The sequence below is a fragment of the Burkholderia humptydooensis genome, assembly GCF_001513745.1.
Taxonomy (GTDB): domain Bacteria; phylum Pseudomonadota; class Gammaproteobacteria; order Burkholderiales; family Burkholderiaceae; genus Burkholderia; species Burkholderia humptydooensis.
Map to the genome: position 1 here is coordinate 3,722,934 of NZ_CP013380.1, position 21,578 is coordinate 3,744,511.

Below are 21,578 nucleotides of genomic sequence, written 5' to 3' on the forward strand. Positions count from 1 at the left end.
TCAGATCCGCGCGGCTTCGCCCGCGGCGGCCCCGCCGTTGCCCGACAGCGCCGCGCGCAGCTTCGCGCGGTCGAGTTCCTTCTCCCATGCGGACACGACGACCGTCGCCACGCCGTTGCCGACGATGTTGGTCAGCGCGCGGCATTCGCTCATGAAGCGGTCGATGCCGAGGATCAGCACCATGCCGGACAGCGGAATGGTCGGCACGACGGCGAGCGTCGCGGCAAGCGTGATGAAGCCCGCGCCCGTCACGCCGCTCGCGCCCTTCGACGTCAGCATCGCGACCGCGAGCAGCGTGAGCTGCTGCATCCACGTGAGCTCGATGTTGGTGGCCTGCGCGATGAAGAGGACGGCCATCGTCATGTAGATGTTGGTGCCGTCGAGGTTGAACGAATAGCCGGTCGGCACGACGAGGCCGACGACCGAGCGCGAGCAGCCCGCCTTCTCGAGCTTCTCCATCAGTTGCGGCAGCGCCGCTTCCGACGAGCTCGTGCCGAGCACGATCAGCAGCTCTTCCTTGATGTAGCCGACGAAGCGGATGATCGAGAAGCCGGTGAAGCGCGCGATCGTGCCGAGCACGACGAGCACGAACACGACCGACGTCAGGTAGAACGTGCCGATCAGCTTGAGCAGCGGCACGAGCGAGCCGACGCCGTACTTGCCGATCGTGAACGCCATCGCGCCGAACGCGCCGATCGGCGCAAGCTTCGTGACGATGTGCACGATGCCGAACAGCACGCGCGTGACGCCGTCGATGAACTCGGTGACGACGCGGCCGCGCTCGCCGAGGTGCGCGAGCACCGAGCCGAACAGCAGCGCGATCAGCAGGATCTGCAGGATCTCGCCCTGCGCGAACGCGTCGATCATCGTGTTCGGGATGATGTGCATCAGGAAGTCGACGGTCGACTGGCCGTGCGCCTTCGCCGCGTACGACGCGACTTCCTTGCCGTTCAACGTCGCCGGATCGATGTTGAAGCCGACGCCCGGGCGCAGGATGTGCGTCGCCGCGAGGCCGAGCACGAGCGCGAACGTCGACACGATCTCGAAATACAGCAGCGCCTTGCCGCCGACGCGCCCCACCTTCTTCATGTCCTGCATGCCGGCGATGCCCGTCACGACGGTGCAGAAGATGATCGGGCCGATCACCATCTTGATCAGCTTGATGAAGCCGTCGCCGAGCGGCTTCATGTCGACGGCGAGCGACGGATAGTAGTGACCCAGGATCACGCCGACGACGATGGCGAAGATCACCTGCACGTAGAGGACTTTATAGAACGGTTTCTTCACGGTGGTTCCAGAGAAGAGAGAAGGTGAGTCGAAGGAGGTCGGCGTCACGCGCGCGGACGAATGTCAGGGGAAGCCACTCGCCCGCGCGGCTGCCGTGCCGCAACAAGCGATGGCCTCAGCGAATCCGGGGGAGGTGGACGAGATGGGTCATCGAATGTCTCCTTGCTGTAGTAGTGAGGCCCAGGCGGCCTTGGGCGTTTACTTTGCAAGGTCGATGCCAGCCACTCGATCAGGCTCAGCCTGTTGATTTCTCTGGGTTTTCCGAATCTTCGAGGGCGCGCGCGTTCCGGAAATCCGGATTTCCGGAACGCGGCCGTCCGGATCGCCGGACGAATCGCGCGCCGCCGCGCGCTGCTTCCCGACGATTCAGTGCGTGACGGCCTGCGCGGCGAGCGCGCCCGTCTGCGCGTAGAACTCCTGCCGCGCGAACGCGTCGCGCTCGCGCCGCGCGCGCTCGCCGCGGTCGGCGAGCGAGCCGATCACGATGCCCGCGAACGCGAGCGGCACCGACACGAGCGCCGGGTTGTCGAGGAACACCGGCGCGTGCGCGTGATGCAGCACGTCGACCCACACCGATTTCGACAGCAGCGTGAGCACGACGGCCGACGCGAGCCCGAGCCCGCCGCCCGCCACCGCGCCGCGCGTCGTCATCCCGCGCCAGAAGATCGACGTCGCGAGCACCGGGAAATTCGCGCTCGCCGCGACGGCCGCGACGAGCCCGACCATGAACGCGACGTTCACGTGCTCGAACAGGATCGACAGGCCGATCGCCACCGCGGAGAGCGCGAGCGTCGCCGCGCGCGAAATGCGCATTTCGCGCCGCTCGTCCGGCAGGCCGCGCGCCCACATCTGCGCGTAGAGATCGTGCGAGATCGTCGTCGCGCCGGCGAGCGTCAGGCCCGCGACGACGGCGAGGATCGTCGCGAACGTGACAGCCGCGATGAAGCCGTAGAACCAGTTGCCGCCGACGGCCTGCGCGAGCTTCACCGCGACCATGTTCGAGCCGCCGACGAGATCGCGCGTGAGGCTGAACGCGCCCGTCGCGTCGTGGCGGAAGAACTCCGGATGCTGAGCGAGCAGCACGATCGCCGAGAAGCCGATCACGAACGTGAGCAGATAGAAGTAGCCGATGAAGCCCGTCGCGTACAGCACCGATTTGCGCGCCTCCTTCGCGTTCGGCACCGTGAAGAAGCGCATCAGGATGTGCGGAAAGCCCGCGGTGCCGAACATCAGCGCGATGCCGAGCGACAGCGCGTTCGCCGGATCGCGGATCAGCTTGCCGGGCCCCATGATGCCGAGCGCGCCCGGATGCACGGCCACCGCGCGGCGGAACATCTCGTCGACGCTGAAGCCGAACTCGCCGAGCGCGAGCGCGGCGAGCAGCGTCGCGCCGGCGAGCAGCAGCACGGCCTTGATCATCTGCACCCAGGTCGTCGCGGTCATTCCGCCGAAGAACACGTAGACGACCATCAGCACGCCGACGATCAGCTCCGCGACGCCGTACGACAGCCCGAACAGCAACTGGATCAGCTTGCCCGCGCCGACCATCTGCACGACCAGGTACAGCACGACGATCGTCAGCGCGTTCGCGGACGTGAGGAGCCGGATCGGCCGCTGCGCGAAGCGGTACGCGACGACGTCGACGAACGTGAACCTGCCGAGATTGCGCAGCGGCTCGGCGATCAGGAACATCACGAACGGCCAGCCGACGAGAAAGCCGATCGAATAGATGAGCCCGTCGAAGCCGAACGTGAACACCATGCCCGACAAGCCGAGAAACGACGCGGCCGACATGTAGTCGCCCGCGATCGCGAGGCCGTTCTGCAGGCCGGTGATGCCGCCGCCCGCCGTGTAGAAGTCGCGCGCGCAGCGGGTGCGGCGCGCGGCCCAGCGCGTCAACGCGAGCGTCGCGAACACGAAGACGAAGAACATGCCGATCGCGACGGGATTCAGCGCGACCTTGCCCGGCACCGGTGCGGCGGCGACGCCCATCGCGTGCGCGGCCGCGGGAGAAAGCGCCGCGCACGGGAAGAGCGCGGACAGTGCGAAAAGCGCGGGACGCGCGGTCGATTTGCGCAGCATCGCGGCCTCCGTCACGAACGCTCGAAGAGCGCGTCGAACGAGCGGTCGAACGAGCAGTTCGCGCGCAGCACGTAGCCCGCCGTCAGGCCGATCGCGACGAGTATGATCGCGACGCCCGCGACAATCCCGACGCTGATCGTCGCGCCCGCGTAGAGCGGCGCGGCGAGCGTGCGCGGCGCGAGCGCGACGAGCAGGATGAAGCCGTAGTACGTCGCGATCATCAGCGCCGTCAGCGTGAAGCTGAAGCGGCGCCGCGCACGCACGAGCTGCTGATAGTCGCGGCGAGCCACGACCGTTTCGATGACGGAAGTCTCCATGACGTCTCCTCCTCGATCGACGAGGTTGTTGTGTAATCGTTGCCGCCTGCGCGGCGGTCGTGCGTTCTGCGGTGATGCGGCGATGAAACGACGCGGCGACGCGGCGACGCATCGCATCGCCCGCTCAGACGACGCGGTCGCTGCGCAGTTGCGCGATCTCGCGCGCGGACATCCCGAGCCAGTCGCCCAGCACGCGTTCGGTATCCGCGCCGAGCACGGGCGGTGCGCCGCGCACGGGCAGGCGCTCGCCGTCGAACCGGTACGGCGGCGCGAGCACGTCGACTTCGCCCGCGGCCGGATGCGGCTGCCGCGTGACGAGCCCCGCCGATTGCGCGCGCTCGGAGGTGAGCGCCTCGCGCAGGCCGAGCACCTCGCCGCACGGAATGCCCGCGTCGGCGAGCGCCGCGAGCAGCGCCGCGCGCGGCCGGCGGCCGAGCTCGCGGAGAATCTCCGGCAGCAGTTCCGCGCGATTCGCGGAACGCGCGATGTTGGTCGCGAAGCGCGCGTCGGCCGCGAGCTCCGGCCGGCCGATCACGTCGCAAAAGCGCGCGAACTGCGCGTTGTTGCCGACCGTGATCACGATCGGGCCATCCGCCGCGTCGAACACGCCATACGGGACGATCGACGGATGCGCGTTGCCGTAGCGCGGCGGGTCCTCGCCCATCAGCAGCGCTTCGAGCCCGTAGTACGACGTGACCATCAGCCCGCAATCGAAGAGCGCCATCTCGATGCGCCGCCCGCGCCCCGTCGCATGCCGCTCGTAGAGCGCGGCGAGGATCGCCTGCGCCGAGTACATGCCGGTGAAGAGATCCGCGACGGCGACGCCGAACTTCAGCGGCGGCCGCCCCGCTTCGCCGTTCAGCGCCATCAGGCCGGCCTCGCCCTGTACGACGAGGTCGTAGCCCGGCCGGCTCGCTTCGGGGCCCGAGCGGTCGTAGCCGGAGATCGCGCAATGGACGAGCCGCGGATTGAGCGCGGCGAGCGCGTCGTAGCCGAGCCCGAGCTTCTCCGCGCCGCCCGCCTTGAAGTTGTGCACGACGACGTCCGCCTGCGCGGCGAGCCCGCGCGCGATGCGCCGCCCCGCTTCCGTCTGCAGATCGACGCAGATCGAGCGCTTGCTGCGGTTCACGCTGTTGAAGTAGGTCGTCTCGGTGTCGCCGACGCGCAGGCCCCAGTCGCGCGTGTCGTCGCCGCGCCGCGGATGCTCGACCTTGATCACCTCCGCGCCGAGATCCGCGAGCACCATCGCGCACCACGGCCCCGCGAGCACGCGCGAGAAGTCGAGCACCTTGATCCCCGCGAGCGGCTGCGCGCCCGGTTCGTTGCGCATCTTCGTCTCCTCCGTTCGTTCGCGGTCATTGCATCGGCTGCGGCTTCGACAGCGCGGCGTAGCGCGCGAGATGATGATCCTCGTCGCCGAGCTGGTGATCGATCATCACGAGCCGCTTCGCATAGTGCGCGAGCGGCAGCTCCCACGTCATCCCGATGCCGCCGTGAAGCTGGATGCTCTCCTCGGCGACGAGCGCGCCGATCCGCCCGACGCTGTATTTCGCGGCGGACAGCGCGCGCTCGCGCGCAACGCGCGGCGCGTCGAGCTGCGCGGCCGCGTTGATCACCGCCGAGCGCGCCTGCTCGATCTCGAGCAGCAGGTCCGCCATCCGGTGCTGCAGCGCCTGGAAGCTGCCGATCGGCACGCCGAACTGGCGGCGCGTGTGCAGATACTCGAGCGTGTGCGCCTTCGCGACGTCCATCGCGCCGAGCGCCTCCGCCGCGAGCGCGAGCAGGCCGAAGCCGATCGCGCGCTCGATCGCGTCGGCCGCTTCGCCCGGCGCGCCGAGCAGTGCGTCGCCTTCGAGCGCGACGCGCTCGAAGCGCACGTCGGCCGCGCGGCCGCCGTCGATCTTCCGGTAGCCGCGCACCGCCACGCCCGCCGCCGTCTTCGGCACGACGAAGAGCGACAGGCCCGCCGCGTCGTCGTCGCCGCCCGCGGTGCGCGCGCTCACGACGAAGAACGTCGCGTGCTCGCCGCAATCGACGACGGCCTTCGCGCCGTCGAGCACCCAGCGCCCGCCTTCGCGCGTCGCGCGCGTCCTCACGGTGTGCAGCTCGTAGTGCGTGCCGGGCTCCGCGTGCGCGAACGCGCCGATCGCGCGCCCTTCGATCAGCGCCGCGAGCCGTTCGCGGTGCGCGGGGCCGCCCGCCTGCGCGAGCGCACGCCCGGCCATCAGCGCGCCGGCGAACGGCTCGACGACGAGCCCGCGGCCGACGCACTCGAACACGAGCGCGATGTCGAAGCCCGCGCCGCCGAAGCCGCCGCAGTCCTCCGGGAAGAGCGCGCCGATCGCGCCCAGCTCGGCGAAGCGCCGCCACATGTCGTCGCTGTAGCCGGCATCGGACAGCGCGATCCGGTCGCGCGCGGCGAACGGATATTGCTCGGCGATGAAGCGGTTCAGGCTGTCCGCCAGCATCCGGCGGTCTTCGGTGTGTCGAAAGTCCATGATCGTCCTTCCCCTTACAGCCCGAGAATCATCTTCGAGACGATGTTCTTCTGGATCTCGTTCGAGCCGCCGAAGATCGACAGCTTGCGGTTGTTGAAATACTGCGCCGCCGCGCTCGCCGCTTCGGGCAGGCCGCCCAACGGCTCGCCGTCGTCGTCGGCGTCGAGCGCTTCGTCGATGAACGGCTGCGCGTGCGGCCCCATCGCGCGCCGCATCAGCGACGAAATCTCCTGGCGGATCTGCGTGCCGCGGATCTTCAGCATCGAGCTCTCCGCACCCGGCGCGCCGCCGCCCGCGACGGCCGCGAGCACGCGCAGGTTCGTCGTCTTCATGTTGTCGAGCTCGATCTCGACGCGCGCGAGCCGCGCGGCGAAGAGCGGATCGTCGGCGAGCGGCCGGCCGTTCTTCGTCACTTTCGCCGCCACCGCGCGCAACTTGTCCAGCGCCGCGACCGAAAAGCCCACGCCCGCGATGTTCGTGCGCTCATACGTGAGCAGGTATTTCGCGTAGGTCCAGCCCTTGTTCTCCTCGCCGACCAGGTTCTCGGCGGGCACGCGCACGTCGGTGAAGAACACTTCGTTGACTTCGTGCTCGCCGTCGAGCGTGACGATCGGGCGCACCTCCACGCCGGGCGAACTCATGTCGACAAGCAGGAAGCTGATGCCTTCCTGCTTGCGCACGCCGGTCGCGGTGCGCACGAGACAGAAGATCATGTTCGCGTAGTGGCCGAGCGTCGTCCACGTCTTCTGGCCGTTGACGATGTAGTGGTCGCCCTGCGCGTCGACGCCCCGCACCGCGCTCGTCGCAACCGACGCGAGATCGGAGCCCGCGCCCGGCTCCGAATAGCCCTGGCACCACCAGTCGGTGCCGTCGAGAATGCGCGGCAGCCAGCGGCGCTTCTGCGCTTCGCTGCCGAACTTGATGAGCACGGGGCCGAGCATGTTCACGCCGAACGGCACGATGCGCGGCGCGCCCGCGATCGCGCATTCGTTGTCGAACAGGAACTTCTGCGCGACGCTCCAGCCGGGGCCGCCCCATTCGCGCGGCCAGTGGCTCGCGAGCCAGCCCCGCGCGTTGAGGATGGCGTGCCATTCGCGCATGTCGTCGCGCGTGAGCCGCAAGCCGCCCTTCACCTTGCGCGAAATGCGCGGCGGCAGCGCGTCGGCGAGAAAGCGCTGCACTTGCGCGCGGAACGCTTCCTCTTCTGCGGTGAAATTGAGATCCATGTGCGTCGTTCTCGAATACTTGAAGGGCAACCGGCGGGCGACCGGGCGGGCGTCAGTCGATGCGGTTCAGGCTCGCGAAGGTCTCGCCGCGCGCGACGAGATCGACGAGGAGCGGCGACGGCTTCCAGAAGACCGGGTCCTCGCTCGCGAACGCGCGAATGTCGGCGAGCACGTTCGCGAGGCCCACCGCGTCCGCGTAATGCATCGGGCCGCCGCGATGGCGCGGAAAGCCGTAGCCGTGCAGGAACACCGCGTCGACGTCGAGCGGGCGCAGCGCGATCCGCTCGTGCACGACGTTCGCGCCTTCGTTGATCATCGCGGCGAGATAGCGGCGCACGATCTCGTCATCGGTGAACGCGCGCGGGCTCACGCCCTTCTTCGCACGTTCTTCGGCGATGATCGCCTCGACTTCCGGATCCGGCGTGCCGACGCGCGCGCCGTCCGGATACAGGTAGTAGCCGCGGCCCGTCTTCTGGCCGAACCAGCCGCGCTCGCAGAGGCGATCGCCGATCTCGACGTAGCGCAGCCGCGGATCGCGCGTCGGCGCGCGGCGCTTGCGCGTCGCCCAGCCGATGTCGCCGCCCGCGAGATCGACGACCTGGTACGGCCCCATCGGAAAGCCGAATTCGCGGATCGCGCGATCGATCCGATACGGCGACGCGCCGTCTTCCATCATGTAATCGGCGGCCGTCCGGTACACGGCGAGCACGCGGTTGCCGATGAAGCCGTCGCACACGCCCGCGCGCACCGGAATCTTCTTGAGCTTCTTCGCGAGCTCGAACGCGGTCGCGACCACGTCCGCGCTCACCTTCGCCGGCACCACCACTTCGAGCAGCTTCATGATGTTCGCGGGCGAGAAGAAATGCAGGCCGATCACGTCCGGCGCGCGCTCGACGCTCGCGGCGAGTTCGTCGATATCGAGGTACGACGTGTTCGTCGCGAGCACCGCGCCCGGCTTGCACGCGCGCGCGAGTTCGGCGAACACGGCCTTCTTGACCGCCATGTCCTCGAACACCGCCTCGATCACGACGTCGGCCTGCGCGAGCGCCTCGTACGACGTGCCGCCCGTCAAGCGCGCGAGGCGCGCCGCCTGCGCGGCCGGCGTCATCCGGCCCTTCGCGACAAGGCCCGCATAGACCTTCTCGACGTGCGCGCGGCCGCGTTCGAGCGACGCGTCGTCGCGCTCGATCATCGTCACCGGGAAGCCCGCGTCGAGCGCCGCGACCGCGATGCCCGCGCCCATCGTGCCGCCGCCGACCACGCCGATCCGCTCGATCGCGCGCGGCGCGGCGCGGCGCGTCTCCGGCGACTTCGCCGCCTCGCGCTCCGCGAAGAACGCATGCACGAGCCCCGCGCGCTGCGGGCTGTCGAGGCATTCGACGAACAGCCGGCGCTCGGTGCGCAGGCCCTCGTCGAACGGCTGCGCGAGCGCGGCGGCGACCGCGTCGACGATCTTCGCCGGCGAAAACAGGCCGCGCGACTTCTTCGCGACGTCGGCGCGCGCCGCGTCGAGCGCGGCTTCGGCCGCCGCGCGATCGGCGAGCCCTTGCGCGTCGCGCGTGCGGCGCGCGCTCGCGCCCGCCGCGAGCAGCTCGTGCACGTACGCGAGCCCTTCGGCGAGCGTGTCGTCGCTGTGCGCGAGACGATCGACGAGGCCGAGCGTCAATGCCTCCTCGGCCGGCGCGTGCCGGCCGCTCAGCATCAGCTCGAGCGCCGCCTTCGCGCCGACGAGGCGCGGCGTGCGCTGCGTGCCGCCCGCGCCGGGCAACAAGCCGAGCTGCACTTCGGGCAGGCCGAGCTTCGCGCCCGGCACCGCGATCCGGTAATGCGCGGCGAGCGCGATCTCGAGGCCGCCGCCCAGCGTCGCGCCGTGCAACGCGACGACGACGGGCTTGCCGCTCGCCTCGATCCGGTTGCATACGTCGGGCAACAACGGCGGCACGGGCGGCTTGCCGAATTCGCGGATGTCCGCGCCGGCGATGAAGTTGCGCCCGGCGCCGACGATCAGCACCGCGCAGACGGCGGCATCGGCGTCGGCCGCGTCGAGCGCGTCGACGAGGCCGCGCCGCACGCCGGCGGACAGCGCGTTGACGGGCGGATGGTCGATCGTGACGACGAGCACCTTGTCGCGCCGCTCGCGCGTGACGGCGCCGGGTGCGTGGGAAGCCTGCTGATTCATGTCTGTCGCTCCGTGCGGAATGCGCGCCTTCGCTCCATCGAGAGAAGCGCGGGGTTTGCCACGATTCTCGATTGATCCAGATTGATTGACAATTCCAGCATTCTTTAACAACCTGTCAAGCCGGTTTTGACAATTAACTGCTACACGCGGGCATGGCGATGGATCTGAATGCGCTCACGCTGCTCGTCGACATCCTCGATGCGGGCAATCTCAGCAAGGCGGCGCAGCGGCTCAAGATGAGCCGCGCGAACGTCAGCTACCGGCTCAACCAGTTGGAGAAGTCGATCGGGCTGCAGCTCGTGCGGCGCACGACGCGGCGCATCGAGCCGACCGAGGTCGGGTTGCGGCTCTACGAGCACGGCCGGCGAATCCAGAACGAGCTGCTCGCCGCGCGCGAGGCGTTGACGACGCTCGGCCAGGATCTGCAGGGGCGCGTGCGGCTGTCGGTGCCGAGCGGCTACGGGCAGCTCGTGATGTCGAACTGGCTGATCGCGTTCAAGCGGCTCTATCCGGGGATCGTGCTCGACGTCGTGTTCGAGAACCGCGTCGAGGATCTGATGCGCGACGAAGTCGACATCGCGGTGCGCGTGATGTCCGAGCCGCCGCAGAACCTCGTCGCGCGCGACATGGGCGCGGTGCGCTACGTCGCGTGCGCGTCGCCCGGCTTCGCCGCGACGCACGGCATGCCGACCGGGCTCGACCAGTTGTTCGACGCGCCCGTCATCACGTCGACGGTGGTCGGCCGGCAGTTGCGAGTGGCCGCGTACCTCGGCGACGAGCGGCACGAGGTGCTGCTCGAGCCGACGCTCATCTCTGAGAACTTCCTGTTCCTGCGGCAGGCGATCCTGGCCGGGCTCGGCGTCGGGATCGTGCCGGACTACGTCGTCCACGACGACGTGCGGCGCGGCGCGGTCGTCACCACGCTCGACGCGTACCGGCTCAGCATCTTCGGCACGCACATGTACATGCTGTACATGCCGAACCGCCATCACACGCGCGCGACGTCGACGTTCATCGACTTCGTGCTCGACGAGGCACGGAACGCCGGGCGCGGCGGGTGACGCGGCGCGCCCGGCGATGTCCGCCGATGTCCGCCGATGTCCGGTCCGGCGCCGGGACGCAGGGCGGCCGCACGCCGGTGAATGGAATGGGCGAGGGTCAGCGCCGCGCGTCCGCGCGACGCATCGCGCGCCGGCGCCGCAGATGCACGAGCAGCGCGATCGCCCAGCCCGTCAGCAAAAGGCCGCCGACGGGCAGCGAACCGAGCATCAGCCATGCCGAGCACGCCCATCGCGTAAAGCGTCTCGCCGAAGTCGATGCCGCCTATCAGGCAAGGATGGACAGCGGCTTCGTTCAGCTCGCAGCCGGCCGCGTCGGCGACGATCCCGGCGGCCGCCACCGACAGCACGGGAAACAGCGCGATCACGAGGATCGCGGCGAGCGCGAATCCGTATGCGCGGACCAGCGCGCGCCGCGCGGCGGGCGGCGGACATCGCCGGGCCACCACGGTAGTCGGCGGCAGTTCGAACCCGCGACGCTAAGGGTTTATTGTCGGATGACAAGCCGCTTCCGACGCGGCGACAATACCCCGCCCGCGGCGCCGCACGGGCGTTCGCATTTGCATGCGCATGCGCCGTCGTCGTCTTTCGCCGTCTTTCGTTCGCACCGAGGTATTCATGACCGACCGGATTCGTCCGCGCCCATCCCGCTCGCGGGCTGGCGCGATCGCCGCCGCCCTCTTCGCCGTCGCCGCCGCCGGATGCGCGAACGCGCCCGGCCCGGGCGCGCAGAACGCCGCCGCGTCGGCCTCGGCGGCAGCGTCGGCCTCGGCAGCTTCCGCGACGTCGGGCGACGAATCGCCGGCCGCGCCCGCCGAGCTGTCGAGCTGGGTCGACAAGCCGGGCTGGACCGCGCAGCGCGACATGATCGCGGCCGCGCATCCGCTCGCCGCGCAGGCCGGCCAGGAGATGCTGAAGGCGGGCGGCGCCGCCGTCGACGCGGCGATTGCCGCGCAGATGGTGCTGATGCTCGTCGAGCCGCAGGCGTCGGGCATCGGCGGCGGCGCGTTCCTGCTGCATGCGAACGGCAAGACAGTCGAAGCTTACGACGGCCGCGAGACCGCGCCCGCCGCCGCCACCGACCGGCTCTTCCACGATGCCGGCGGCAAGCCGCTGCCGCGCGCGGCGCTCGGCGCGCGCGCGGTCGGCGTGCCGGGCGTGCTGCGGATGCTCGAGCTCGCGCACCGCTCGCACGGCAAGCTGCCGTGGCGGCGCCTGTTCCAGCCCGCGATCCGGCTCGCCGAGCAAGGCTTTCCGCTCGGCCCGCGGCTGGCGGCGGCGCTCGCGAACGATCCGTCGCTCGCGAGCGATCCGGCCGCGCGCGCGTACTTCTACGACAGGAACGGCGCGCCGAAGCCCGCCGGCGCGACGCTGAGGAATCCCCAGCTCGCGGCGACGCTCAGGCTCGTCGCCGCGCACGGCGCGAACGCGTTCTATACGGGCGCGATCGCGCGCGACATCGTCGCGAAAGTCCGGCAGGCGCCGAATCTGGGCGTGCTGAGCGTGCAGGACCTCGCGCAATACCGCGCGAAAGCGCGCGAGCCGCTGTGCGCCGACTATCGCAAGTGGACCGTGTGCGGGATGCCGCCGCCGTCGGCGGGCGGGCTCGTCGTCGCGCAGATCCTCGGCCTGCTCGAAGCGCAGCCGGACTGGCGGCAGATCGGCGCGCAGAAGCCCGTGCGCAATGCGACAGGCGTCGAGCCGACGCCGTTCGCCGCGCATCTGTTCAGCGAGGCGGGCCGGCTCGCGTATGCGGACCGCGCGCAATACGTCGCCGATCCCGATTTCGTCGCGCCGCCCGGCGGCAACTGGAAGAGCCTCGTCGAGCGGCGCTACGTCGCCGAGCGCGCGCGGCTGACCGGCGATGCGAGCGCGGGCGCCGCGAGCGCCGGCTCGCCGTCCGGCCTGCCGCCCGCGTCCGCCGCCGACCGCGGCGCGGAGCCGCCGTCGGGATCGCAGATCACGGTCGTCGATCGCTACGGCAACGCCGCATCGATGACGTCGACGCTCAACGACCGCTTCGGCTCGCGGCTGATGGTGCGCGGCTTCCTGCTCAACAGCCAGTTGCTCGACTTCTCGCCCGTGTCGGCCGAGCACGGCAAGCCGGTCGCGAATCGCGTGCAGCCGGCCAAGCGCGCGCGCTCGACGCTCGCGCCCGAGCTCGTGTTCGAGAAAGGCTCGCAGCGGCTGATGATGGCGCTCGGCTCGGCGGGCGGCGCGTCCACTGCGAACGACGTCGCGAAGACGCTCGTCGGGATGATCGACTGGGGCATGACGATGCAGCAGGCGATCGCGCTGCCGAACTTCGGCTCGCGCAACGGGCCAACCGAGCTCGAGAAGGGGCGCGTGTCCGATGCGCTCGCCGATGCGCTGAAGGAGCGCGGGCACGACGTGCGCGTCGTCGAGCTGGGGTCGAGCCTGCAGGGGATTCAGCGGATCAACGTCGAGGGGCAGTCGGTGTGGTTCGGCGGCTCGGACCCGCGGCGCGACGGGATCGTCGGGGGCGATTGAGCGCTTCGCCGAGCGGTCCGCGCTTCGGGACGCAGGGGAGCGCTCGCACGCCGCGCCCCGCCGCCCCCCGTTCACCCGGCCTTACGCCGAACCTCGCGCCGAACCTCGCGCCAAACCTCACGCCCGCCCGTCGCCCGCCCGTTCACCGAACCCCGCCATCACGGCGTCGATGAAGCTCCGCAGCTTCGGCGTCGGCTGCCGGTCGGGCGAATACAGCAAATGGATCGGCCGCGCGGGCGGCTCGTGGCCGGGCAACAGACGCACGAGCCGGCCCGCCGCGAGATCGTCGCGCACGAGCTCGGCCGGCTGCAGGATGATCCCGAGCCCGTCGAGCGCGGCCATCCGCAGCGCCGCGCCGTTGTTGACCGCGAGCCGGCTCCTCACGCGTACCGAATGCTGCTGCCCTTGCGCGCTCTCGAACGGCCATTCGAGCGCCGCCGGTTGCCCCGAATACGAAAACCCGAGGCATTCGTGCGCGGCCAGATCGGCGGGCGTGGCCGGCGTGCCGCGCTCGGCGAGATACGCGGGCGACGCGCACAGCACGAGCCGGTATGGCGCGAGCGGCCGCGCGATCAGCCCCGAGTCGGCGAGCGGCGCGATGCGGATCACCGCGTCGTAGCCTTCGTCGACGAAATCGACGACGCGATCGCTCAACGTCAGATCGACCCGCACTTCCGGATACGCGCGCAGGTACGACGCGAGCATCGGCATCAGGCAATGCACGCCGAAGCTGATCGGCGCGTTGATGCGCAGCGTGCCGCGCGGCGCGGCCATCAGGTTCGCGGCGAGCGCATCGACGGCCTGCGCCTCGGCCAGCACCGCGCGGCTGCGCTCGTAGAACGCGCGGCCGGCTTCGGTCAGGCTCTGGCGGCGCGTCGTGCGATTGATGAGCCGCATCCCGTAATGGGTCTCGAGAAAGCGCACGTGCTTGCCGACCATCTGCGACGACAGGCCGAGCGACGCGCCCGCCGCCGCGAACGAGCCCGTTTCCGCGGCCTTCACGAACACCGCCATGCTGGTAAGTCGATCCATAATTCGAAACTGTTTGTTTCAATAGATGATCCGGCTACGCGATTTATTGTCGAATCGGCGCGAATTATAGTGGGCTCACCGATTTTTCTCACGGAGATCTGATATGGCACGCATCGTTCGCATCCATCAAACCGGCGGCCCCGACGTCCTGCGCTTCGACGAAATCGCCCCCGCGCCGCCGGGACCAGGCGAAATCACGCTGCAAGTGAAGGCGCTCGGCCTGAACCGCGCCGAATCGATGTTCCGCTCGGGGCGCTATGTCGAGGACCCGGTCTTCCCGGCGCGGCTCGGCTACGAGGCGGCGGGCGTCGTCAGCGCGGTCGGCCCCGGCGTGACGGGCTTCGCGGCCGGCGATGCGGTCAGCATCGTGCCGCCGCTGTCGATCACGCGCTGGGGCACGTACGGCGAAGTCGCGACAGTGCCCGCCGCCGTCGCCGTCAAGCATCCCGCGTCGCTCGGCTGGACCGAGGCGGCCGCGGTGTGGATGCAGTACGTGACCGCGTGGGGCGCGCTGATCGACCTCGCGCGGATCGAGCGCGGCGACGCGGTCGTCATCACGGCGGCGTCGAGCAGCGTCGGCCTCGCGGCGATCCAGGTCGCGCGGATGGTCGGTGCGGTCGCGATCGCGACGACGCGCACCGACGCAAAGGCGCAGGCGCTGCGCGAGTTCGGTGCCGACCACGTGATCGTCACGCAGCGCGAGGATCCCGCCGCGCGCGTGCGCGAGATCACGGGCGGCGCGGGGGCGCGGGTCGCGTTCGATCCGGTGGCGGGCCCGATGCTGCCGCAACTGGCCGACGCGCTCGCGGTAGGCGGCATCGTGATCGAATACGGCGCGCTCGCAGCCGACCAGGCGCCCTTCCCGCTGTTCGCCGTGCTCGGCAAGATGCTGAGCGTGCACGGCTACCAGTACAAGCGCGTCGTCGGCGATCCGGCGAAGCTCGACGCCGCGAAGCGCTTCGTGCTCGACGGGCTCGAGGCCGGCGCGCTCAAGCCGGTGATCGACCGCGTGTTCCCGCTTGAGCGAATCGCCGACGCGCACCGCTATCTGGAATCGAACGAGCAGTTCGGCAAGATCGTCGTCACGGTGTAGCGCCGGACGCACGAGCTTCGCCCGTTCGGACGCGACGGACGCGACGGACGCGATCGGCGCGGCGGAATCCGCGAAGGTGGCGCGCAGCGCATCGCGCGCCACGCGCATGAAAAAACCGCAGCCTTCGCTGCGGTTTCTTCATTCGGCTGCCCGTCAGGCCGGCGGAGCGGTCAAACCACTCCGGCGTCGTGCGCCTGCTGATCGGCGTGATAGCTCGAGCGCACCATCGCGCCGACGGCCGCATGCGTGAAGCCCATCTTGTACGCCTCTTCCTCGTACATTCTGAACGTGTCCGGATGCACGTACTCGCGCACCGGCAGATGGTGCTCGGACGGCTGCAGGTATTGGCCGATCGTCAGCATGTCGACGTCGTGCGCGCGCAGATCCCTCATCACCTGCAGGATCTCGTCGGTCATCTCGCCGAGGCCGACCATCAGGCCCGACTTCGTCGCGACGTCCGGATGCAGCGCCTTGAAGTCCTTCAGCAGCTTCAGCGAGTGCGCGTAGTCCGAGCCGGGGCGCGCTTCCTTGTACAGGCGCGGCACCGTTTCGAGGTTGTGATTCATCACGTCGGGCGGCGCGGCGTTCAGGATCGAGATCGCGCGGTCGAGACGGCCGCGGAAGTCCGGCGTCAGGATCTCGATGCGCGTTTGCGGCGACTGCTCGCGCACTTCGCGGATGCACTCGACGAAGTGGCCGGCGCCGCCGTCGCGCAGGTCGTCGCGATCGACGCTCGTGATCACCACGTACTTGAGCTTGAGCGCCGCGATCGTGCGCGCGAGGTTCTTCGGCTCGTCGACGTCGAGCGGATCGGGCCGGCCGTGGCCGACGTCGCAGAACGGGCAGCGGCGCGTGCACTTGTCGCCCATGATCATGAACGTCGCGGTGCCCTTGCCGAAGCATTCGCCGATGTTCGGGCAGCTCGCTTCCTCGCACACGGTATGCAGGTTGTGCTCGCGCAGGATCGTCTTGATCTCGTTGAAGCGCGAGCTGCCGGTGGCCGCCTTCACGCGGATCCATTCGGGCTTCTTCAGCTTCTCGATCGGGACGATCTTGATCGGAATGCGCGCGGTCTTCGCCTGCGCCTTCTGCTTGGCGGTCGGATCGTAGGCGGGCGCGGCCGGTTCGGCGGGTGCGGGGGTAGCGGTAAGGTCAGTCATTCGATTGTTCCAGTGCCTGCGGCGGCAATGCGGCGGCCGCGGTTGCGCCGTCGAGGTTGGCGATCAGACGGCGCACGAGCGTCTGCGCAACCTCGTGCCAGTCGGCGGTCGCGCCGAGGCTCGCCATGTCGATCGTTTCGAGCCCCGCGTAGCCGCACGGGTTGATCGCGAGAAACGGGCGCAGATCCATCTTCACGTTGACGCTCAAACCGTGATAGCTGCAGCCGTTGCGGATCTTGAGACCGAGCGCGGCGATCTTCGCGCCCCGATGCGGCCCCGATTCCACGTAGATCCCGGGCGCGCCGGCCTTGCGGACCGACGCGAGATTATACGCCGCGAGCGTCTCGATCACGGCCTCTTCGATCCGCGTGACGAGCGTGCGCACCATCAGCTTGCGCCGCCTCAAGTCGACGAGCAGATACGCGACGATTTGCCCCGGGCCGTGGTACGTGATCTGCCCGCCTCGGTCGACCTTCACGAGCGGCACGCCGCTGTCGGCGACGAGCAGGTGCGCCGGGTTGCCCGCCTGGCCGAGCGTATAGACGGGCGGATGCTCGACGACCCAGATCTCGTCGCCGGTGTCCGGCGTGCGCGCGTCGGTGAACGCGCGCATCGCGTCGAAACACGTGTCGTAGGGCGTCTCGCCGAGCCAGCGAACCGTGACGGGCGGCGTGACGGGCCGCGCGGCGGGAGGAGAATGCGGGGAAGCGGACGCGGCGGCGTCGGGCGCGGCATGCGCGTCGGGAGCGGGAGGCACGATGGAAACCGGCGAGGCTGACATGGGCGGTAGTTTACCGAAAACCCATGCACCTCGCCGGTGCCGGATGGAGCCGGCCGCGCGGCGGCGCGCCGGCGGCCGGTGCGACGCTCAGACCGTGCGCCACCCGTCGCGAAAGAGCGCGACGAATCGCGCCGCGAGCCGCATGATGCCGGACACGGCCGCCTGCTGCGGCGGCACGATCATCGAGAACGACACGCACGCGCTCGTCTCGCCGTCGGCGCTCAGCCACAGGCGCTCGCCTCGCCGCAGCTTCAGCGTCTCGCCGGCGCACAGGAAATAATCGTGGACATCGTTGCTGCGCGTCGCCCAGACGGGCGCGCCCCGCACGGTGAGCCGCGTGCTGCGCGCGACCTTCATCGGCACCGTTTCGCCGGGCTGGATCTCGAACGTGATGCTTGAGGAAATCTCTTTCATGACAGCCTCCGCCAAAATTGCTTCAGTGGCTACAATCGTAGTTCCCACAAGGCTTTGCGCAAAACGATCGATTCTCACGTGCTTGTGAGAAAAACTAACCGATGACCGTCCGTCAACTGCCGATGCTGAACGCGCTGCGCGTGTTCGAGGCCGCCGCGCGACACGAAAGCTTCTCGCGCGCGGCGAACGAGCTGTCCGTCACGCACGGCGCGGTCAGCCACCAGATGCGCGCGCTCGAAGCGGAGCTCGGCGTGCGGTTGTTCGTGCGCCACGGCAAGCGGCTCGCGCTGACGGAGGCGGGCGGCCGCTACGCGCAGCAGGTGCGCGCCGCGCTCACGCTCCTCGCCGACGCGACCCGCGAGATCCGCGCGAGCGACCGGGACAAGCGGCTCGTCGTATCGACGCTGTCGTCGTTCGCCGCGCGCTGGATCACGCCGCGCATCGGCCCGTTCATCGAGCGGCATCCGGAGATCGACCTGGAGCTGCGGGCAAGCGATTCGCTCGTCGATTTCACGCGCGACGACGTCGACGTCGCGATCCGCTTCGGCTACGGCGTCTATCCGGGGCTGTACGTCGAGCCGCTCCTCGACGAGACGTTCTTCCCCGTCTGCGCGCCCACGCTCAACGGCGGCGTGCTGCCCGAGACGCCCGCCGATCTCGTCCGCTATCCGCTGCTGCGCTCGGACGACGAGCTGTGGCGGCCGTGGTTCGACGCGGCGGGCCTCGACACGCTGACCGAGCCGAAGCGCGGCGTGCTGTACCAGGATTCGTCGAATCTGCTGCAGGCGGCGATCGACGGCCAGGGCATCGCGCTCGTGCGGCGCTCGCTCGCGGTGCCCGAGGTGGCGGCGGGAAGGATCGTGCGGCTGTTCGACATCGCGGGGCCGAGCCCGTGGCACTACTTTTTCGTGTGCCCGCCGTCGCTCGCGCAGACGCCACGCGTGCAGGCGTTCAGGACCTGGCTGCTGGACGAGATCGCGCGCTTCAAGGCGCTGTGCGCGGCGCAGGAGGCGCGGCACGCGGCGGCCTATGCTGCCGCGCGTGCGCGAAAGGAAGAGGATTAGCGGCCGGCCGTCACAGCACGACCTTGACCATCGGGTGGCCCGTCAGCGCGCGGTAGATGTTGTCGAGCTGCGCTTGGCTCGTCGCGCGCACGGTGATCGTGAGGCCCGTGTAGTTGCCGCCGCTCGACGCGCGCTCCTCGATCTTCTCGAGATCGATCTCGTTGTCGTGCACGCTCACGACCTTGAAGATCGTATCCTTGAACTCCGGATGCGCGCGGCCCATCACCTTGATCGGGAAGTCGCACGGAAATTCGAGCAGCGTTTCCTTGGGCGTTGCGATTTCGCCCGTCAGCTCGACGGTCTTGTTCGGTTCGGTCATGTCGTTTCTCCACGCGTCGGCGGGGCGGCCCGCTCAGGCGCTTTCCATCTCGCGCGCCTTCGCCCGCTGGTACGCGGCATACAGCGCCTCGAACACCGGGCCCGGCTGGCCGCCCTGCACGGGCAGATCGTCGAGCAGGGTCACGGGCAGGATTTCCTTCGTCGCCGACGTGAGCAGGATCTCGTCGGCCGCACGCAGCTCCGCTTCGTTGATCTCGCGCGCGACGAAGCGGATCCCGCACTCCTCGGCAAGCTCCTCGACGAGCGCGTAGCGGATCCCTTCGAGAATCCTGTTGCTGCGCGGCGGCGCGATCAGCTCGCCGTTCTTCACGATCCACACGTTCGAAGACGAGCCTTCCGTCACGTTGCCGTCGCGCAACTGGATCGTCTCGGTCGCGTCGTGTTCAACCGCATGCTGCGCCATCAGCACGTTGCCGAGCAGCGACACCGACTTGATGTCGCAATGCAGCCAGCGGCGATCCTCGGCCGTCACGCAGCGCACGCCTTGCGCGCGCTGCGCGTCGGTCGGCAGCACGAGCGGGCTCGCCATCGCGAACACGGTCGGCACCGCGTTCGCCGGAAACGCGTGGCCGCGCTTCGCGACGCCGCGCGTCACCTGGATGTAGACGATCGCGTGCTGGCCGTCTCCGAGCGCGGCCGCGTTCGCGCCGACGACCCGCGCGACGAGCGCGCGCCAGCCCGCTTCGTCGTGCGGATCGGCGATGCCGATCTTCTTCAGGCTGCGCGCAAGACGCGCGAGATGCTGCGCGATCCGGAACGGCGCGCGCCGCGCGCCGTCCGCGTAGACCGGCACGACTTCGTAGACGCCGTCGCCGAAGATGAAGCCGCGGTCGAGCACCGGCACGCGCGCTTCGGAAAGCGGCACCAGCTCCTCGCGCGAAGCGACGCTCAGATAGACGATCGGTTCGATGTCGGCTTGACTCATGGCGTTGAACGAATGACGAAAATCGTGACGGAAGGCGAATGCCTGCGGCGCCGGCGTGCCCGGCGCCGCAGGCGGTGCGGACAGCTTACTTCTTTTTGCTGAACATCAGCAGGATCGAATCCCAGATGCGGCCGAGGAGGCCCGCTTCCGGCACCGGCTGCAGCGCGACGACCGGGAATTCCGCCACCGTCTTGCCATCGGCGACAAGCTTCACCGAGCCGACCGCCTGGCCGTCCGCGAGCGGCGCGATGAGCGGCGCGTTCAGCGCGACTTCCGGCTTCACCTTGTCCGCCAGACCGCGCGGCACGGTGATGAACTGGTCCTTCTTCACGCCGACCTGCACGTTGTTGCTCTTGCCCTTGTAGACGCGCGGCGTGTCGATCGGCTGGCCGGCCTTGTACAGGCGCACCGAATCGAACGCGGTGTAGCCGTAGCTCAGCATCTTCATGCTGTCCTGCACGCGGTCGCTCTCCTTCGTCTCGCCCATCATCACGGTGACGAGGCGGCGCGTCGCGTCGGCCGCGCCCGGCAGCGAGCGCTTCGCCGACGCGATCAGGCAGTAGCCCGCCGCCTGCGTGTGGCCGGTCTTCAGGCCGTCGACGGTCGGATCGAGCCACAGCAGCCGGTTGCGGTTCGGCTGCTTGATGTTGTTGTACGCGAATTCCTTGACCGAGAAGATGTTGTAGTAATCCGGATAGTCGCGGATCAGGTGCGTCGACAGCTTCGCCAGGTCGCCCGCCGTCGTGTAGTGATTCGGGTCGGGCATTCCGTTCACGTCGGCGAAGTGCGTGTTCGTCATCCCGAGGCGCTGCGCCTGCGCGTTCATCATGTTGACGAACTGCCCTTCGCTGCCGCCGACGAGCTCGGCGAGCGCGATCGCCGCGTCGTTGCCCGACTGGATGATCATCCCGTAGACGAGGTCGTGCACGCTGACGGGCTTGTTCGCCTCGATGAACATCCGCGATTCGTCGCGGCCGACGCGGCGCACCGCTTCGCCCGGCGTGACGATCTGCTCCATCGTGATCTTTTTCGCATCGAGCGCCTCGAACACGAGGTAGGCCGTCATCAGCTTCGTGAGCGACGCGGGCTCGACGCGCTCGTCGGCGTTGCCGGACGCGAGCACCTGATTGCTCGACGCATCGACGAGCACCCACGAGCGCGCGTTCACGCCGGGCGGCGGCACCGCGCCCGGCACGTACGTGGCGGGCGCGCCCGTCGGCGCGGCGGCGGCCGGCGCGGCCGCGTGCTTCGCCTTGGCGGCGGGCTTTGCCTGCGCGACGGCGATCGTCGACACGAGCGCGGCGGGCAGCACGATGCCGAGCGCGACGTTACGCGCGGCGACGGCGATGGCGGTGGAGGAAGCGAGTGACGTGAGGCCGAAGGAAGACAGACGCATATCGATTCAGGCTGATGGCAGAAATGGCAGCGCGCACGGGGCGCGCGGTTGAAGGGCCGGTCGGCGGCGTTCCGGCGGCATGTCGGGGAACGAAGGCTCGCGAAACGCGCCGATTGGACAGGCGGCGGCGCGATCGGTTCGCAGAGCGAAAAGCGGCGCGGCGGCCTGCACGGCGCATCGGACGTCCGTGTGGACGGGCCGACGCAAAACCTGGCC

The 21,578-nt window shown here is 69.5% G+C and carries 18 protein-coding genes and 1 pseudogene; 4 read left to right on the top strand and 15 right to left on the bottom strand.

Annotated features, from left to right (window positions below; genetic code table 11):
* The 7 genes from AQ610_RS16580 to AQ610_RS16610 form a co-directional block, all read right to left on the bottom strand.
* Positions 1-1,287 (bottom strand): dicarboxylate/amino acid:cation symporter, encoded by a 1,287-nt coding sequence (locus tag AQ610_RS16580; RefSeq protein WP_006024396.1) that lies wholly within the window; start codon positions 1,285-1,287, stop codon positions 1-3.
* A gap of 366 nt (positions 1,288-1,653) precedes the next feature.
* The gene (locus AQ610_RS16585) at positions 1,654-3,369 is read right to left on the bottom strand and encodes a cation acetate symporter (RefSeq protein ID WP_015602313.1); all 1,716 of its coding nucleotides are present in this window, start codon (positions 3,367-3,369) and stop codon (positions 1,654-1,656) included.
* Positions 3,370-3,380: 11 nt separating this feature from the next.
* Positions 3,381-3,686, bottom strand: a complete 306-nt coding sequence (locus AQ610_RS16590) for a DUF485 domain-containing protein (protein ID WP_006024394.1) — start codon at positions 3,684-3,686, stop codon at positions 3,381-3,383.
* A gap of 124 nt (positions 3,687-3,810) precedes the next feature.
* Complete coding sequence (locus AQ610_RS16595; protein ID WP_006024393.1) at positions 3,811-5,016, bottom strand: CaiB/BaiF CoA transferase family protein; 1,206 nt, start codon at positions 5,014-5,016, stop codon at positions 3,811-3,813.
* 25 nt (positions 5,017-5,041) lie between these two features.
* On the bottom strand, positions 5,042-6,184 hold the full coding sequence (locus AQ610_RS16600; protein ID WP_006024392.1) for an acyl-CoA dehydrogenase family protein: 1,143 nt from the start codon (positions 6,182-6,184) through the stop codon (positions 5,042-5,044).
* Positions 6,185-6,198: 14 nt separating this feature from the next.
* Complete coding sequence (locus tag AQ610_RS16605) at positions 6,199-7,410, bottom strand: acyl-CoA dehydrogenase family protein (RefSeq protein ID WP_006024391.1); 1,212 nt, start codon at positions 7,408-7,410, stop codon at positions 6,199-6,201.
* Positions 7,411-7,462: 52 nt separating this feature from the next.
* Positions 7,463-9,589: a 3-hydroxyacyl-CoA dehydrogenase NAD-binding domain-containing protein gene (locus tag AQ610_RS16610; RefSeq protein WP_006024390.1), complete on the bottom strand. Its 2,127-nt coding sequence runs from the start codon at positions 9,587-9,589 to the stop codon at positions 7,463-7,465.
* Between the two features lie 158 nt (positions 9,590-9,747).
* On the opposite strand from AQ610_RS16610, the gene AQ610_RS16615 reads away from it, so the two are divergent.
* Positions 9,748-10,650 carry a LysR family transcriptional regulator gene (locus tag AQ610_RS16615; protein ID WP_009911141.1) on the top strand — a complete coding sequence of 301 codons (903 nt, stop codon included), beginning with the start codon at positions 9,748-9,750 and terminating at the stop codon, positions 10,648-10,650.
* Positions 10,651-10,747: 97 nt separating this feature from the next.
* On the opposite strand, the pseudogene AQ610_RS16620 reads toward AQ610_RS16615, so the two are convergent.
* A pseudogene (locus AQ610_RS16620) lies at positions 10,748-11,093 on the bottom strand (hypothetical protein).
* A gap of 172 nt (positions 11,094-11,265) precedes the next feature.
* Here AQ610_RS16620 and ggt point away from each other — a divergent pair.
* A complete protein-coding gene (ggt, locus tag AQ610_RS16625; protein WP_043281970.1) occupies positions 11,266-13,158 on the top strand; it encodes a gamma-glutamyltransferase in 1,893 nt (630 codons plus the stop codon).
* 117 nt (positions 13,159-13,275) lie between these two features.
* Here ggt and AQ610_RS16630 read toward each other — a convergent pair whose 3' ends face one another.
* Positions 13,276-14,190 (bottom strand): LysR family transcriptional regulator, encoded by a 915-nt coding sequence (locus tag AQ610_RS16630; RefSeq protein ID WP_015601691.1) that lies wholly within the window; start codon positions 14,188-14,190, stop codon positions 13,276-13,278.
* 103 nt (positions 14,191-14,293) lie between these two features.
* Between AQ610_RS16630 and AQ610_RS16635 the strand changes: the two genes are divergently transcribed.
* Positions 14,294-15,283, top strand: coding sequence for a zinc-dependent alcohol dehydrogenase family protein (locus AQ610_RS16635; RefSeq protein ID WP_006024385.1), 990 nt, complete (start codon positions 14,294-14,296; stop codon positions 15,281-15,283).
* A 170-nt stretch (positions 15,284-15,453) separates the two neighbouring features.
* On the opposite strand, the gene lipA is transcribed toward AQ610_RS16635, so the two are convergent.
* The 3 genes from lipA to AQ610_RS16650 form a co-directional block, all read right to left on the bottom strand.
* Positions 15,454-16,443 (bottom strand): lipoyl synthase, encoded by a 990-nt coding sequence (gene lipA / locus AQ610_RS16640; RefSeq protein ID WP_006024384.1) that lies wholly within the window; start codon positions 16,441-16,443, stop codon positions 15,454-15,456.
* Positions 16,436-17,224: a lipoyl(octanoyl) transferase LipB gene (gene lipB, locus AQ610_RS16645; RefSeq protein ID WP_015601790.1), complete on the bottom strand. Its 789-nt coding sequence runs from the start codon at positions 17,222-17,224 to the stop codon at positions 16,436-16,438. Before lipB ends, lipA begins: the two co-directional genes overlap by 8 nt.
* 87 nt (positions 17,225-17,311) lie before the next feature.
* Positions 17,312-17,638, bottom strand: coding sequence for a DUF2917 domain-containing protein (locus AQ610_RS16650; RefSeq protein ID WP_006024382.1), 327 nt, complete (start codon positions 17,636-17,638; stop codon positions 17,312-17,314).
* Positions 17,639-17,739: 101 nt separating this feature from the next.
* Here AQ610_RS16650 and AQ610_RS16655 point away from each other — a divergent pair, with 101 nt between their 5' ends.
* A complete protein-coding gene (locus tag AQ610_RS16655) occupies positions 17,740-18,702 on the top strand; it encodes a transcriptional regulator GcvA (RefSeq protein ID WP_006024381.1) in 963 nt (320 codons plus the stop codon).
* Between the two features lie 10 nt (positions 18,703-18,712).
* Here the strand turns inward: AQ610_RS16655 and AQ610_RS16660 are convergent, their stop codons facing one another.
* From AQ610_RS16660 to AQ610_RS16670, 3 genes are all read right to left on the bottom strand, one after another.
* Positions 18,713-19,021, bottom strand: coding sequence for an HP0495 family protein (locus tag AQ610_RS16660; protein WP_004189266.1), 309 nt, complete (start codon positions 19,019-19,021; stop codon positions 18,713-18,715).
* A gap of 33 nt (positions 19,022-19,054) precedes the next feature.
* Positions 19,055-19,966 (bottom strand): D-amino acid aminotransferase, encoded by a 912-nt coding sequence (locus AQ610_RS16665; RefSeq protein WP_006024379.1) that lies wholly within the window; start codon positions 19,964-19,966, stop codon positions 19,055-19,057.
* 85 nt (positions 19,967-20,051) lie between these two features.
* A complete protein-coding gene (locus AQ610_RS16670; RefSeq protein ID WP_006024378.1) occupies positions 20,052-21,362 on the bottom strand; it encodes a D-alanyl-D-alanine carboxypeptidase family protein in 1,311 nt (436 codons plus the stop codon).
* Positions 21,363-21,578: the final 216 nt, after the last annotated feature.

Excerpts from the sequence above, each read along its gene's own strand:
- AQ610_RS16670 (WP_006024378.1), bottom strand. The coding sequence starts at position 21,362 with ATGCGTCTGTCTTCCTTCGGCCTCACGTCACTCGCTTCCTCCACCGCC.
- AQ610_RS16630 (WP_015601691.1), bottom strand. The coding sequence starts at position 14,190 with ATGGATCGACTTACCAGCATGGCGGTGTTCGTGAAGGCCGCGGAAACG.
- ggt (WP_043281970.1), top strand. The coding sequence starts at position 11,266 with ATGACCGACCGGATTCGTCCGCGCCCATCCCGCTCGCGGGCTGGCGCG.
- AQ610_RS16660 (WP_004189266.1), bottom strand. The coding sequence starts at position 19,021 with ATGACCGAACCGAACAAGACCGTCGAGCTGACGGGCGAAATCGCAACG.
- AQ610_RS16665 (WP_006024379.1), bottom strand. The coding sequence starts at position 19,966 with ATGAGTCAAGCCGACATCGAACCGATCGTCTATCTGAGCGTCGCTTCG.
- AQ610_RS16590 (WP_006024394.1), bottom strand. The coding sequence starts at position 3,686 with ATGGAGACTTCCGTCATCGAAACGGTCGTGGCTCGCCGCGACTATCAG.
- AQ610_RS16585 (WP_015602313.1), bottom strand. The coding sequence starts at position 3,369 with ATGCTGCGCAAATCGACCGCGCGTCCCGCGCTTTTCGCACTGTCCGCG.
- AQ610_RS16605 (WP_006024391.1), bottom strand. The coding sequence starts at position 7,410 with ATGGATCTCAATTTCACCGCAGAAGAGGAAGCGTTCCGCGCGCAAGTG.
- AQ610_RS16655 (WP_006024381.1), top strand. The coding sequence starts at position 17,740 with ATGACCGTCCGTCAACTGCCGATGCTGAACGCGCTGCGCGTGTTCGAG.
- AQ610_RS16615 (WP_009911141.1), top strand. The coding sequence starts at position 9,748 with ATGGATCTGAATGCGCTCACGCTGCTCGTCGACATCCTCGATGCGGGC.
- AQ610_RS16600 (WP_006024392.1), bottom strand. The coding sequence starts at position 6,184 with ATGGACTTTCGACACACCGAAGACCGCCGGATGCTGGCGGACAGCCTG.
- AQ610_RS16650 (WP_006024382.1), bottom strand. The coding sequence starts at position 17,638 with ATGAAAGAGATTTCCTCAAGCATCACGTTCGAGATCCAGCCCGGCGAA.
- lipB (WP_015601790.1), bottom strand. The coding sequence starts at position 17,224 with ATGTCAGCCTCGCCGGTTTCCATCGTGCCTCCCGCTCCCGACGCGCAT.
- AQ610_RS16610 (WP_006024390.1), bottom strand. The coding sequence starts at position 9,589 with ATGAATCAGCAGGCTTCCCACGCACCCGGCGCCGTCACGCGCGAGCGG.
- AQ610_RS16635 (WP_006024385.1), top strand. The coding sequence starts at position 14,294 with ATGGCACGCATCGTTCGCATCCATCAAACCGGCGGCCCCGACGTCCTG.
- lipA (WP_006024384.1), bottom strand. The coding sequence starts at position 16,443 with ATGACTGACCTTACCGCTACCCCCGCACCCGCCGAACCGGCCGCGCCC.
- AQ610_RS16595 (WP_006024393.1), bottom strand. The coding sequence starts at position 5,016 with ATGCGCAACGAACCGGGCGCGCAGCCGCTCGCGGGGATCAAGGTGCTC.